11 protein-coding genes are annotated in these 13,649 nt (G+C 70.8%); 3 read left to right on the forward strand and 8 right to left on the reverse strand.

The window, feature by feature from the left end:
• The 4 genes from F5972_RS00005 to F5972_RS00020 all read right to left on the reverse strand — a co-directional run.
• The coding region (locus F5972_RS00005) for a hypothetical protein (RefSeq protein ID WP_225311039.1) at nucleotides 1-316 on the reverse strand (316 nt) is incomplete at its 3' end.
• 35 nt (nucleotides 317-351) lie between these two features.
• Nucleotides 352-2,742 carry a family 43 glycosylhydrolase gene (locus F5972_RS00010; RefSeq protein ID WP_150929823.1) on the reverse strand — a complete coding sequence of 797 codons (2,391 nt, stop codon included), beginning with the start codon at nucleotides 2,740-2,742 and terminating at the stop codon, nucleotides 352-354.
• Between the two features lie 61 nt (nucleotides 2,743-2,803).
• Nucleotides 2,804-5,803, reverse strand: a complete 3,000-nt coding sequence (locus F5972_RS00015) for a family 43 glycosylhydrolase (RefSeq protein WP_150929825.1) — start codon at nucleotides 5,801-5,803, stop codon at nucleotides 2,804-2,806.
• A gap of 102 nt (nucleotides 5,804-5,905) precedes the next feature.
• On the reverse strand, nucleotides 5,906-6,808 hold the full coding sequence (locus tag F5972_RS00020) for a helix-turn-helix domain-containing protein (RefSeq protein WP_150929827.1): 903 nt from the start codon (nucleotides 6,806-6,808) through the stop codon (nucleotides 5,906-5,908).
• A 70-nt stretch (nucleotides 6,809-6,878) separates the two neighbouring features.
• Between F5972_RS00020 and F5972_RS00025 the strand changes: the two genes are divergently transcribed.
• The 3 genes from F5972_RS00025 (at nucleotide 6,879) to F5972_RS00035 (ending at nucleotide 9,544) form a co-directional block, all read left to right on the forward strand.
• Nucleotides 6,879-7,700 (forward strand): SAM-dependent methyltransferase, encoded by an 822-nt coding sequence (locus tag F5972_RS00025; RefSeq protein WP_150929829.1) that lies wholly within the window; start codon nucleotides 6,879-6,881, stop codon nucleotides 7,698-7,700.
• Between the two features lie 47 nt (nucleotides 7,701-7,747).
• The gene (locus tag F5972_RS00030) at nucleotides 7,748-8,656 is read left to right on the forward strand and encodes a LysR family transcriptional regulator (RefSeq protein ID WP_150929831.1); all 909 of its coding nucleotides are present in this window, start codon (nucleotides 7,748-7,750) and stop codon (nucleotides 8,654-8,656) included.
• A 444-nt stretch (nucleotides 8,657-9,100) separates the two neighbouring features.
• Nucleotides 9,101-9,544 carry a DoxX family protein gene (locus tag F5972_RS00035; RefSeq protein WP_150929833.1) on the forward strand — a complete coding sequence of 148 codons (444 nt, stop codon included), beginning with the start codon at nucleotides 9,101-9,103 and terminating at the stop codon, nucleotides 9,542-9,544.
• Nucleotides 9,545-9,590: 46 nt separating this feature from the next.
• On the opposite strand, the gene atzF is transcribed toward F5972_RS00035, so the two are convergent.
• The 4 genes from atzF to F5972_RS00055 are packed head-to-tail and all read right to left on the reverse strand — an operon-like array spanning nucleotide 9,591 to nucleotide 13,643.
• Entirely contained in the window at nucleotides 9,591-11,258 is a 1,668-nt protein-coding gene (gene atzF, locus F5972_RS00040; protein ID WP_150929834.1) for an allophanate hydrolase, read from the reverse strand.
• Entirely contained in the window at nucleotides 11,255-11,959 is a 705-nt protein-coding gene (biuH, locus tag F5972_RS00045) for a biuret amidohydrolase (protein WP_225311040.1), read from the reverse strand. Before biuH ends, atzF begins: the two co-directional genes overlap by 4 nt.
• On the reverse strand, nucleotides 11,956-12,489 hold the full coding sequence (locus F5972_RS00050) for a cysteine hydrolase family protein (RefSeq protein WP_150929836.1): 534 nt from the start codon (nucleotides 12,487-12,489) through the stop codon (nucleotides 11,956-11,958). Before F5972_RS00050 ends, biuH begins: the two co-directional genes overlap by 4 nt.
• Nucleotides 12,486-13,643 (reverse strand): BMP family ABC transporter substrate-binding protein, encoded by a 1,158-nt coding sequence (locus F5972_RS00055; protein WP_150929838.1) that lies wholly within the window; start codon nucleotides 13,641-13,643, stop codon nucleotides 12,486-12,488. The genes F5972_RS00050 and F5972_RS00055 overlap by 4 nt, the downstream gene beginning before the upstream one ends.
• Nucleotides 13,644-13,649: the final 6 nt, after the last annotated feature.

Consider the following 13,649-nt stretch of genomic DNA (forward strand, 5'->3'; position numbering starts at 1 on the left):
TGGCCTGGCCGACGACGGCCCAGAATTCGCCGTCGGGGATCTCGGCGGGCGTGCGGGTGTCGGTGACGGTGACGGTGGGCAGGGTGCCGACGAACTGGCGGGCGGCGGCGTCGGAGCCGTTCTCCTGGAGGGAGACGCCGTTGTTGTCGGCGACGGTCATGGAGATCTGGCCGGGGGTGGTGGTGGGGGTGATGGTGACCGAGACGTCGATGCCGGTGCCGGGGTCGTCGGCCAGGGCGGGGGAGACGCCGAGGCCGGTGAGGGTGAGGCCGAGCACGGAGGCGGCCAGTATCTGCGTGGTGCGGGTCATTCGCATGGGGTGATCACTCCGATTTGTGGGGGGTGGGGCCGTCAGCGGCAGGCGGCCGCGTTGTAGGCGGCGTCGTAGGACGTGGTGACCTGCTTGCCGCCGATCGTCGCGGCGCCGGTCACGGTGACCTTGCCCGCGGCGATCTGGGCGGTCCGGGTGTTGAAGGACTGGTAGGCCTGCTTGCCCGGCGCCACGTCGGCCACGGTCCTGGTGCCGTACGGCGTGGTCAGCGTGATCGTGGCCGGCGCGTCGCCGTCGTTGACGGCCGTGACCGCCAGGTAGGCCGAGGCGCCGATGCAGCGGGAGGAGGCGGTGACGGTCAGCTTGACCTCCGGCGAGGACTGCTCCGCGGCGAAGGCCCAGGAGTCGATCTCGAAGAGGTCCGCGCCCTCGGGCCCGGCGTAGGTGAAGTACACGTCGTGGACGCCCTTGACACCGTCGAGCGTGGCGCTCAGCTTCGTCCACTCGCCGAGCGGAGCATCAACAGGGATGGTCGCCACCACGGGCGAGGTGCGGCCGTCGAGACGAACCTCGATCTTCCCTCCGGCCGCGAGCGGGCGCACCTTCGCGGTGACGCCGGTGGCGCCTGCCGTGCCGAAGTCGACCTTGGCGAGCGACGTCCAGTCGCCGTTGTCGACGTCGTGCACCACGAGGTTCGGCGCCTGCGCGCCGAACTCCTCGGATCCGCCGTCGACCTTCTTCGTCGCGATGCCCTGCTGCCACGCGATCGTCTCGGCCTCGATCACCCGGTAGGGGTCGAGGGCGCGGATCTGCTCGACGCCCTTGTAGTCGCCCCGCACCTCCTTGATCGTGCCGTCGGCGTTGAAGTCGAGCTTGGCGAGGTGCGGGCTGCGGAAGCCCTGGGTGGCGCCGCCCGTGATGCGGCTGTTGAGCGTCTGGGCGTGGTAGGTGAAGTAGTACTGGCCGTCGAGCTGGAACACCGACTGGTGGTTGTTGCCGCCGGCGCCGAAGTAGGTGCCGGGGTTCTTGAAGATGATCCCCTTGTACGTCTCGGGAGTCCAGGGGCCCATCGGGCTGTCGGCCATGAGATAGGCGATCGCCCCGGTCGGCGGGCCGTTGGGGTCGACCGTGCCGCCGAACCCGAAGTTCGACGAATACGAGTAGTAGTACTTGCCGTCGCGCTTGAACAGGTGACCGGCCTCGAACACGAGCGGCGCGTCGATGACCTCCGCCGAGCCCTTCGTGCTGATCATGTCGTCGCCGAGCCTGATCACCCGCGTGGACTTCGGGTGGTTGGTGTTCTCGGCGCTGCGTGTCCCGTCGTCGCCGCCACCGCCGAAGACGAGGTAGCTCTGGCCGTCGTCGTCGACGAACACGCCGGGGTCGAAGAGCCAGTTCTTGCCGTCCGACGCGCCCGGAGTGGCGCTGGTGATGAGCAGGCTGCCCCGCTCGTCGCGCCACGGGCCGACCGGCGAGTCGCCGACGATGACGCCCGAGGAGCCGCCGCTGTTGGCGAAGTAGAGGAAGAACTTCTCCTTGCCGTCGACGACCTTGCGCTCCATCGCGGGCGCCCACGAGTTGCCGGCGTAGCGGGCGACGCCGCTCGGGCCGGCGACGGGGATCTCACCGTGGTCGACCCAGTTCATGAGGTCGTCCGACGAGATGACGGTGATCGTGTTGATACTGGCGTAGGTGTTCGTCGAGGAGACCCCGGTGGGGCCGGGCTTGTACTCCTGCGTGTCGTTGGTCATGTAGATGTACACGCGGCCGTCGTGGACGAAGGCGTTGCCGTCCGCCCCGAACTTGTGGGAGATGAGCGGGTTGCCCTCGCCGGGGTTCTTGCCGAGCGCCTCGATCGTCGTCGAGGGGGTGAACTCCGAGACCGACACGTCGTCGACCTTGAAGTCCATGAGGTGGGTGTTCGGAGCGGACGCGGGGTCCGACGTCCAGGGCGTCTCGACGAAGAGCCGCGCGGTCGTGACGCTCTGCCCCGCCGGGATCGTGAACGTGCCCTGGATGAGCCCCCACTGCCCGCGGGCCACGGTCACCGTGCCGACGTTCGTGTACGTCGAGCCGCCGTAGTGCATGGTGGCGAAGAACTGCTTGGTCGCCGGGCTGCTGGGGTTCTCGTACTTCACCCGGGCCGTGATCGCGTACGTCTTCCCGGCCTGCACCTTGCCGGACAGGTCCTGCATCGGGCCGGATCCGGTCGTCTTCCGGTTGGTGACGAGCACGGCGCTCGAGCCGGCGTAGGCGTCCGTCGTGGGCGACAGCGTGGCGCCGTCGGTCGAGTTCCCGTTGTTGACGAACCAGCCGCTGAGACCGTCCTCGAACCCGCCGTTCACGATGATGTTCTGGCCGGCGGCCTGGACCGGCCCCGACGTCGCTGCGACCGCCGTGGCCAGCAGGGCGCCGGTCATCGCCGCGGCGGCGACCCGTCGCAGGGCCGACTTTCTGACGCGCTTCAACACGAATATTCTCCTTGACCTGTCCTTGACCTGTCCTTGACCTGGACTCTGCGGGGACGTGTGCTCAGCGGCAGGTGGCCGCGTTGTATGCGGCGTCGTAGGACGTGGTGACCTGCCTGCCGCCGATCGTCGCGGTGCCGGTCACGGTGACCTTGCCGGCGTCGATCTGGGCGGTCCGGGTGTTGAAGGACTGGTAGGCCTGCTTGCCCGGGGCCACGTCGGCCACGGTCTTGTCGCCGTACGGCGTGGTCAGCGTGATCGTGGCCGGCGCGTCGCCGTCGTTGACGGCGGTGACCGCCAGGTAGGCCGAGGCGCCGATGCAGCGGGTGGAGGCGGTGACGGTCAGCTTGACCTCCGGCGTGGTGGCCTTGAGCGTGCCGAGCCGGGCGAGCTGGTAGCTGAGCGCCCGCTCGGGCGCGTCGATCTGGTTCTGGGTGCCGAACTGCCCGGCCCGCGCCGCGGTGGCGTCGGCGAGCGCGGCCTGCGTCGCCGCCCACGCGTCCGCCGGATAGTCACGCCTGTCGAGCGTCGTGGCGTGGGCGATGGCGGTGTCGAGGGCGCTCGTGTCGAGCGGCTTGTTCTGCGCGGTCAGCGTGTCGCTGAGCTTGTAGTAGTCGAAGTCGACGCGCCCGCCGGTCTCCTTGGTCGCGTAGTCGAACAGGCCGATCCGGTGCCCCATGAAGTGCGAGAGGCTGCCGTCCAGCGTCTGCGGGCCGACGCGGCCGAGCTGGGTCCACTTCAGCCCGTCCAGGCTGTAGTAGAAGGTCGTCCACAGCTGTCCGGCCGGCGAGGCGAAGCCGAGGTCCGCCTTCACGTACACCTGGGTCGCGTCCCCCAGCGGCACCGTCGTGCCCGGCACGAAGTTCTCGGCCGTCGCCTGGTCGATGTCGACGGCGAACGGCTGGCCCCGGTTGACGACGCCGAGCGTGTTCTGGCCGTCGGCACGCCTGACCGCGATGTAGGAGAACCCGCGGTTGTATGCGGCCAGGCCCGCGACGTCGCCGTTCTTCATGCCGGAGACGTCCATCCTGGTCTCTGCCGACTGCCGGGGCCCGAACGTCCGCTGGGACAGCGTGTTGCGCGCCTCCTCGAACCAGGTCAGCTCGTCGCGGTTGGAGAGCTTGGTGTAGACGTACTTGCCGGTGACCACCTTGCCGGTCTTCAGCCGCAGCCATCCGTCACGGTCGGTCAGCGACCAGTACCGGTTGTCGGGAGCGTGGTTCCACTCCCACACCGGGGCCAGGCGCGACCCGTTGGGGGTGATCTCCTCCTTGGCGGGATACTCGGTCGTCATCGGCTGACCGACGACGGAGACGTCGTCGATGAGGTACTCCACGCTCGACGACGCCGGCTGCGGGTTGCCCCACGGCGTCTCGACCGCGAACTTGAAGTTGTCCACGTTCGCCGTCGCCGGCACGGTGTACTGGCCCGTCACCGTCGTCCACTGTCCCGCCGGAACGTTCCCCGAGGCCATCGTCTGGACGCCCGAGCCCCAGTCGGCCACGAGGTTGAACCGGATACTGCTCGGGCCCGACGCGTACCTGATCTTCGCCGACACGGTGTAGGTCACACCGCGCTGCACCTTCCCGTTCAGGTACTGGTTCGGGCCGGAACCGTTGAGCGTGCGGTTGCTCACCTTCAGCGCCGCCGAGCCCGCGGCCGGGCCGGTCGTGTCACGGCTGATCGTCGCGCCGTACTGCGTGCCCCACGGCGAGACCGTCTCGGACTCGAACCCGGGGTTCTGCAGCAGTTCGACGCCGATGAGCGAGCCGTCGTACGCGGGCGGCTGCGGGATCGTCCAGTCCTCGTCCATGTACGCCCGGTGCGGGGCGTCGTTGGCGAAGTCGTCGGAGGCGACGATGCTCTTCTGCTGCTCGAACCTCTCCTCCTCCGGGCCGAGCGCGATCGGCTTGGCGAACGCGCCGCCCACGGGCACGACCCCGTTGTTCCCGAAGACCGGCCAGCCGTCCTGCCAGGTGGCGGGAATCAGCGCCGGGGTGCGCCCGATCGGGAAGTTGTCGCGGAAGAACATGCCGTACCAGTCGGTGCCGCCGCCCGCACGTGAGATCGGCACGAGGCTGCCCTGCGCGAAACCGTTGGAGTTCAGCACCCCCCGCGCCTCGTAGGTGTTCGTGCCGTCCGCCGAGGTGTAACGCCCGAGCAGGTCTTTGGAGCGGAACATGACGACCTGACGCCCCTGGCCGGACGGCCAGGTGATGATCACCACGTAGTAGTAGCCGTTGATGTGGAAGACCTGGGCGCCCTCGAACAGGCCGCCGATGAACGGCTTGCCGGCGTAGTCGCTCGCCGCGAAGATGCTCGGAAAGTCCTTGTCGATGCCCGACATGTCGGACTTGAGGCGCACGGCGCTGGTGCTGCCCGAGCCGTAGAAGATGTACGCCGTGCCGTCGTCGTCGAAGAACAGCGACGGATCGTGCAGACCCCGGCCCAGCGGCGTCCGCGTCCACTTGCCGTTCTCGACGTCGTCGGTGCTGTAGAGGTACGCGCCGCCGAGGTTGTTGGTGTTGAAGACCGCGTAGAACCTGCCGTCGTGGTAGCGGAGGGACGACGCCCACTGGCCCTGGCCGTACGAGTTCTGCCCGTTGCGCAGCGAGAACGCGTCGCCGATGTCGGCCCGGTCGAACACGTAGTTGACGATCTCCCAGTTCACGAGGTCGTACGACTTCATGACCGGCGCACCCGGGCTCAGGTGCATCGTCGTGCTGATCATGTAGTAGACGTCCCGGTGCTCCTTGTTCTCCGCGGCCGGGACGCGCTCCACGCTGATGTCCGGCACGTCGGAGTTGAGGATGGGCACGGTGTAGGTGCCGTCCCCCTTGTCGGTCGAGGTGTACGACGGCTTGGGCGACCATGCGTCGCCAGAAGCAGGGGCGTCGTCGGAGGTGTGGGCGGCATCGGAGCTGCGGGCCGCGGCCGCGCCACCTGTGGACACGAGGCCGGCGCAGAGAAGCGCGCCGGCCGTCGCGAGCGCGGTTCTGCGCAGGCCGACCGGCCTGAGCGGATCGCGCGGGACCGATCCAGAAGAGCGGGGGGATACGGACATGGGGGGTCTCCAGTCATAAATATGACGCGCCCGTTAATAGTGTTTGCGCTAACATGTCCTGTCAAGACTCCCCAGTGATCGGATGATCTGAAATGTCCGTGCTCACGCGCGAAGGGCGTCCAGGAGCCAGGCGAAGTCGTCCGCGTGGGACGGCTTGGGCTCCCGGCCGTTGATCACCGCCATCAGGCTCCGGTATCGATCGGCCTCGGCGTACGCGCCGGTCTCGATCCGCTCCCGCACGGCCGCCCGGCCGGCGGCGTCCGCGTCACCGAGCAGGCGGGCGACGACCTCCGCGGCCTCCGGTGAGCCGGGGCTGACGCCGTTCTCCCTGGCCTGGCCCACGAGCGAGACGACCCGCTTGGCGAACCTGGCGAAGCCCTCCGGCTCCCGCCCGGCGCCCTGCTCGACCATGCCGTGCTCCACCAGGTCGCGCATGCGCCGCCGGAAGCCGGGGTCGCGTACGAGCCCGGCCAGTTCCACCCAGGCGTCCACCTGCTCAGGCGTGGGGTCGTCGGGCAGGTCGATCCGGATGTGCCGCGCCCGGTTCCCGGGCTCCTGTTCACCTCCGTGGGCGCCGAAGACGTCGTCCACGAAGTCCTCCACGATGCGCCGCCGCTCCTCCGCGGACAGCCGAGCCAGATCGTTCAACAGCTTCGTCTCCTCTGTTCCGGACCGTCGTCTCGCGACGGTGCTGAGCACCGCGCGCCGGATCCGCAGGGTGCGGATCCGCGCGTCCAGTGCGTCCACGTGGACGGCGGCGACCTCCGCCAGGGTGCTCCTCCGCTCCAGCACCCGCCGGACGTCGTCGAGGCCGAGGCCGAGATCCCGCAGGGTGCGGACGAGCTCCAGCCGTGCCACGGCGCCGGCGTCGTAGAGCCGGTAGCCTCCCTCGCTCCGTCCCGCCGGCGGCAGCACTCCCACGTCCGACCAGTAGCGGATCGTCCGCGCCGGCATCCCGGTGCGGCGGGAGAGCCGTCCGACGGTGAACAGTCCCTCGTCGTCCATGACGACGAGTGTCACCCTGACAGCCGCTGGAGACTCAAGACCGGCACTAGGGTTGTGCACGGGAGGTCGGATGAGCGCAGGCTGGGTGGACGGTCCCGGCGACGTGGGCCGTCCCAGGCTCGACACGAGCGTGCCGCACGCGGCGCGCATCTGGAACTACTTCCTCGGGGGCAAGGACCACTTCCCGGCCGACCGGGATCTCGGCGACCAGATCATGCGGGCGTACCCCGGCATCGTGGACATCGCCCGGCAGTCGCGGAGGTTCCTCGGCCGGGCCGTGCGCTATCTCGCGGGCGAGGTGGGCATCCGCCAGTTCCTCGACATCGGCACCGGCCTGCCGACCGCCGCCAACACCCACGAGGTCGCCCAGCGGGTGGCGCCGGAGTCGCGGATCGTGTACGTCGACAACGACCCGCTGGTGCTGGTGCACGCCCACGCCCTGCTGACCAGTTCTCCGCCCGGCGTGACCGACTACATCGAGGCCGACGTGCGCGCCCCCGGCGCGATCCTGGAGGCGGCGGCGCGGACGCTCGACCTGGCCGAGCCGGTGGGGCTCATGCTGCTCGGGGTCATGGGTCAGGTCCTCGACGACGAGGAGGCGTACGGGATCGTGCGTCACCTCATGAACGCGCTGCCGTCCGGCAGCCACCTGGTGTTCGAGGACGGCACGAAGGTCGTCGCGCCCGAGGCGGCGGACGAGGCCGAACGCATCCGGGCCGAGGCGGGCGATCCTTACCTCCTGCGTACGCCCGAGCGGATCGCCCGTTTCTTCGACGGTCTCACGCTGCTGGAGCCGGGGGTGGTGTCGGTGTCCCGGTGGCGGCCCGAGCCCAGCCAGTTCGGCGAGGCGCCGGAGGTCGACGCCATGTGCGGGGTCGGCCGCAAGCCCTGACCCGTGAACCCTTGACCCGCGAACCCTTGACCCGCGAATCCTGACCCATGGACCCCGGCCCGCCACTGCGTGACATCGGCTGCTTCGCCCTCGTCGCCCGGCATCTCAGCTTCTCCCGCGCCGCCGCCGAGATGGGCGTCTCCCAGCCCGCGGCGAGCCAGGCCGTCGGGCGGCTGGAGCGCGTGCTCGGGGTCCGCCTGTTCGAGCGCACCAGCCGCGAGGTGCGGCTGTCACCCGCGGGAAAGGCGCTGCTGCCGTACGCCGAGACGCTGCTGGAGTCCGCGACGGCCTTCTCGGCCGAGGCGCGGCGGCTGGCCGCGCCGGCGGGCGCCGCCGTCCGGCTGGCCTATCCCCCGTTGGTGGGCGGGCTCGCGGCGCGGGTGGCCCGCCGGATGGCCCGCCGCGATCCCCCGGCCGAGGTGGGCCTGCGTCCCGCCGGGCGCGCCGCCTCCCTCGCGGCCGTCGCCGCCGGGGAGGTGACCGCCGCGATCCTGGCGAGCCCCTTTCCCCGCGATCTGACCACGGCCGCCCGGTTCCACGTGCCCGTCAGCCACCTGGCCGTGCCCGCCGGGGACCCGCTCGCGGCCCTGCCCCGGCTGCAGCCCGAACGGCTCGCCCGGCACCGGGTGCTCGTGCCGCGTGAACGCCCTCCGGGCGGCATGTGGGCACGGCTCGCCGCCCGCGTCGGACCTCACCGGCAGCACGTGGTGGCCGAGGAGATCGACGACTACGCCGCCGCGCTCGACCTGGTCGCGGCGGGCGTCGGCCTGCTGCCGACTCCCCATCTGCTCGTCGCGTCCGTACGCAGGGACGACGTCGCCTTCGTCCCGCTCGACGCGGGCGACCTCCGGCTGACGTACGCCCTCGCATGGCGGGGGGAACGGCAGGGGGAACCGACGCCGGCGGGACTGATGGCGCTCGCGCAGACCGTGCAGGAGTGTCTCTGGACCCGGTAGCGCGTCGGCCCGGGGGAAAGTTTCAGGCGGCCTGAATCGTTCTTGCCGTGGTGGATACCCGGGCTGCAGGAGCGCTACCAGGCATTATCCGGTGCGGCGTCGCCGGGGCCCCCCTAAGAATTACTTGAACACTTGACTAAAGATCGGTCTGAGAGCAATCTGAGACCAGCGCGACCCCGTGTCCGTTCGGCGCCGGACAGGGCATTGGGCGCGTAGCGGTCCATGGACGCATGAGCGACACCACCAGCGACGCTGCTGGGGTTCCAGGAGTTGACCTGCACTTTCGGGGTCTTCACCCCTACCTGCGCACGGCTTCCCACAGCCGGGCGTCGAATCCGCCGACAATGTGAAGCTCGGGACGCCGCAGATTCTGCGCGGTTTACACAGTCCTGACTGAAAACTTTCGGCGGCCGGTTCTCCTCATTCCTCCAAGAAGGTGATCACGTGAAAATCGGTCAGATCAGCGGACCGGTGCTCTCGCTCTTCCGGGTCGTCACAGGCCTGTTGTTCGTCTGCCACGGTGCGTCGTCGATCTTCGGGGTCCTGGGCGGCAGCCGGGGAACCGGGCAGACCCTGCCCTTCGGCTCGTGGCCGGGCTGGTGGGCGGCGGCCATCCAGCTGGTTTTCGGCGCGCTCGTGCTCGTCGGGCTGTTCACCCGTGTCAGCGCGCTGCTCTGCTCCGGCTCGATGGCGTACGCCTACTTCGTCGTCCACGCGCCGCAGAACCTGTTCCCGATCCGCAACGGCGGCGAGGCCGCGGCCATGTTCTGCTGGTCGTTCTTCCTCATCGCCGTCTTCGGCCCCGGCTCCTGGGCGCTGGACACGCTGATCCACCGGGTGCGGCACCACGAGGTCGAGGGCTACGCGCCCGCCACAGTCCAGGCGTGACAGTCCAGACATGACAGGCCAGACATGACCGCCTCGCGGCCGGGCGCTACGCGCGCCCGGCCGCGAGGTAGGCGGGCCAGCTGCCCAGCCCGGTGATGTCCCTGGCCGACCCGACCGCGTACGCCTCGCACAGGAAGCCCCGCACCCGGCGGCCGTCGGAGAGCTCCACCGTGCCGAGCCCGAGCGGGGCGGGGATGGTCACGAGCAGCTCCCCCAGCGCGGCCGGTTCGATCTCGTGCAACTCGACCTCGACGGAGGAGCCGCCCTCCTCCCTGACCAGGCCCGGCCTGTCGCCGAGGTCGTAGAGCCGGTAGCAGGGGGCCGTCCGGGCGACGGCGGCGAAGCTCGCGCCGAGCGCCACCAGGTGCGGGTGCAGCGGCTGGCCCACCCGGTGGGCCCCGACCACCGCCAGCGGGACTGTCCCGCCCGCCGACGCCCCGGGCACCGGGTCTTTCTCACCCAGGAAGCCCGCGCCCAGGGTGGCCAGGAAGTCGTCGGACCCCGCCGGAGCCAGGAAGGTCACGCCGTGGGGCCGGCCCGCCGGGGTGAGCCCGGCGGGCACGGCGACCGCGGCGAGGTCCAGCAGGTTCGCGAACGTCGTGTAGTGGCCGAGGATCGTGTTGCGGCCGATGGGGTCCTCGGCCATCTCCGCCAGCGTGAACGTCGTGGGCACGGTCGGCACGGCCAGCGCGTCGATCCGGGCCCACTCGGCCTCCGTGGCGGCCCGCAGCTCCCGCAGGCGGTGCAGCCCGCCGAACACCTCCTCCCCGCTGATCGAGCGGCCGCTGTCCAGCACCCGCCGGGTCACCGGGTGCAGGTCGCGCGCGTGCCGGGCGGCGAAGTCGCCGACGCCCGCGAGCCGCTCGGCCAGCCACGGCCCCTCATAAAGCAGCCTCCCCGCCGCGAGGAACGGTGTCAGGTCGACGGGGACGATCTCGTGACCGAGGCCCGCCAGCCGCTCGGTCACCGCCGCGAACGCCTCCGCCGCCGCGCCGTCTCCGAAGAACTCCGGCGTGCGCGGGACCCCGATCCGGGTGGACGGGCCGCCGCCGGGCTTCCGGGGCGGCGGCGTACGCGACCAGGGGTCGCCGGTGTGCGGCCCGGCGATCACCCGCAGGACCGCCGTCGCGTCCGCGACCGTGCGCGCGAACACGCTGGCGCAGTCGAGCGACCTGCAGGCGGGCACGACGCCGAGCGTCGGCACCAGGCCGCGGGACGGCTTGAGCCCCACCGTCCCGGTGAGCGCGGCCGGCACCCGGCCCGACCCCGCCGTGTCGGTGCCGATCGCGAACGGCACGAGCCCCGCCGCGACCGCCACGGCCGACCCGGACGACGAGCCGCCCGAGATGAGCCCCGGCACCAGCGGCGACTCGCAGGCGCCGTACGGCGTGCGCGTCCCGGACAGGCCGGTGGCGAACTGGTCGAGGTTCGTCTTGCCGACGAGCAGCGCCCCCGCCGCCACCAGGCGGTCCACCAGCGGGGCGCTGCACTCGGGCCGGTAGGCGAAGGCGGGGCAGGCCGCCGTCGTCGGCATCCCGGCCACGTCGACGTTGTCCTTGACGGCGAACGGCACGCCGTACAGCGGGAGCGCGGGGTCGAGCCCGTCCAGGTCGCGCAGCACGTCGGCCTCCCGGCGGAGGCTGATCCAGACGCCGTCGTCCCCACGTTCACGGATCCTCCGGTACGTGCCGGCGACGACCTCGGCGGGGGTCATAGGGTCACCGTGAGCGAGGCGAGGAGCGCGGACGACGGGGCGACCGCGCCGAAGACGCCGCCCTGCATGGTGACCATCTTCAGGGCCGCCTCGTAGTTGCCCTTGTCGGTCGCGCCCGTGCAGTCGGAGAGGAGCAGGCACTCGTATCCCCGGTCGTTGGCCTCTCGCATGGTCGTGTGCACGCAGACGTCGGTGGTGATCCCGGTCAGCACGAGATGGGTGATCCCGCGCGTCCTCAGCAGCAGGTCGAGGTCGGTGGCGTAGAACGCGCCCTTCCCCGGCTTGTCCACCACGAGTTCGCCCTCGACGGGCGCGACCTCGGGGACGATCTCCCAGCCCGGCTCGCCGCGCACCAGGATCCGCCCGCAGGGCCCCGCCGTGCCGATCCCCGCGCCGATCCGCCTTGACCGCCACAGCTTGTTGGGCGGGCAGTCGGCGAGATCGGGCCGGTGTCCCTCGCGGGTGTGCACGACCAGGAAACCGCGTTCGCGGCAGGCGTCGAGCACCCGTGCGGTGGGCTCCAGACCGGCCCGGGTGAGCGACAGGTCGTAGCCCATCATGTCGACGTAGCCGCCCGGCCCGCAGAAGTCGACCTGCCAGTCGACGCAGATCAGGGCGGTGGTGGCGGGATCGAGCCCACCGTTGTGCTCGCCGTCGTACGGCCAGGCGTACGGTTCCGCCTCGACAACCGGAAACATCATGACAGCTCCCTGATGAGGGCGGCGCTCGATCCGACCGCGCCGAAGATCCCGCCGGACATTTCGATCATGGAGAGGGCGGCCTCGGCCAACGTGGGGTCGGCGGCGGTGCAGGCGTCCGCCACCAGCAGGCATTCGTATCCCCGGTCGTTGGCCGACCGCATCGTCGAGTGGACGCCGAGTTCCAGGCAGCAGCCGGTGAGCGCCAGCAGGTCGCGCCCGGCGGCCCTGAGCAGGTCGTCGAGGCCGCTGCCGTGGAACCCGTCCCACCCCGCCGCCGCGACGTCCCACTCTGGAGCCGCGCCCGGTGAAGCCGCCGGAGGGCCGGCGGGGCGCAGCGGCGGGCGGACCCCGACCCGAACCACCAGCCCGCCCGCGCCGCGCACCGCCTCCTTCAGCCCGGACATTCCCCCGGGCATCCCCCCAGCAGGGCGATCCGGGCAGGCCACGGCGAGCAGGGCGAGCCGGGACGGGTCCAGCCGCCCGTGCCAGGGCCATGGATACGGGGTGGAGGTCATCACGGTAGAGCTCATGACTTGGGCAGGCTTCCGACAACGCCCTCGACGAAGTAGTCGATCTTCTCGATCGTCTCGTAGTCGGGCGTGGTGCCCTCGGGGACGCGGACCTTGCCGTCCTGGTCGCGCACCGGCCCGGCGAACGGCGAGGAGTTCCTGAGCTTCTCCTTCGCGGCGTCGACCAGCTTCTTCGTCTCCTCGTCCACCCCCGGCCCGTACGGCGACTGCACGAAGGGGTTGTCGCCGGTCTTGTAGCCGACCCGGAAGTTGGCGTTGTACTTCGAGCCGGTGAACGTGCCGGCCAGGGCCGTACGGACGATGTCGGAGTAGAGCGGGCCCCAGTTCCACTGCGAGCCGGTCAGCCAGCCCTTCGGGGCGATGCCGGAGGCGTCGGCGTGGTAACCGACGGTCATCGCGCCCGCCGCCTCCGTCGCCTTGATGACGGTCGCGGTGCAGTCCTGGTGCTGCGTGATCACGTCGACGCCCTGCTTGAGGAGGTTCGCCGCCGCCTCGGCCTGCTTCGCCGGGTCACACCAGCTCGACGTGCTCACCGCGTACGTCTTCACGGTGGGGTTCACCGACCGGGCGCCGAGCTCGAACGCGTCGATGTTGTCGATGGTCTGGCTGATCGGGAACGCGTAGACGTATCCGAGTTTGCCGGTCTTCGTCGCCTTGCCCGCCGCGATGCCCGCGAGGTACACGGGCTCGTACACGGTGCCGAAGAACGTGCCCGCGTTCGGCGGGGTGGTCCCGGTGATGAGGTTGCCCTGCTGGACGACCACGACGTCGGGGTGCTCGGCGGCGACCTTGAGCGCCGCGTCCAGGTGTCCGTACGACGTGGCGAAGATGATCCGGGCGCCCTTGGCGATCATGCTGTTCATGACGCGGGCGGCGTTGTCGTCCTCGGGGACGTTCTCCGCAGTGATCACCTTCAGCTGCGGGAACACCTTGGCGACCTCCTGACTGCCCTGGTAGGCGGCCTGGTTGTAGCCGTAGTCGTCCTTCGGGCCCACGAAGACGAACCCGACCGCGGGCGAGTCCTTGCCGGGCGCGGCGCCGCCCGAGACAGCGGGCGCGGCGGTCCCGGCGGTGTTCGCGGAGCAGGCGGCGGTGGTGAGGGTGGACAGGACGGCGAGGGCGGTGAGGGCCGCCCCGGCGAATATCGTGCGCATGGGGTC

This window comes from Microbispora cellulosiformans, from assembly GCF_008728085.1.
Classification (GTDB): domain Bacteria; phylum Actinomycetota; class Actinomycetes; order Streptosporangiales; family Streptosporangiaceae; genus Microbispora; species Microbispora amethystogenes.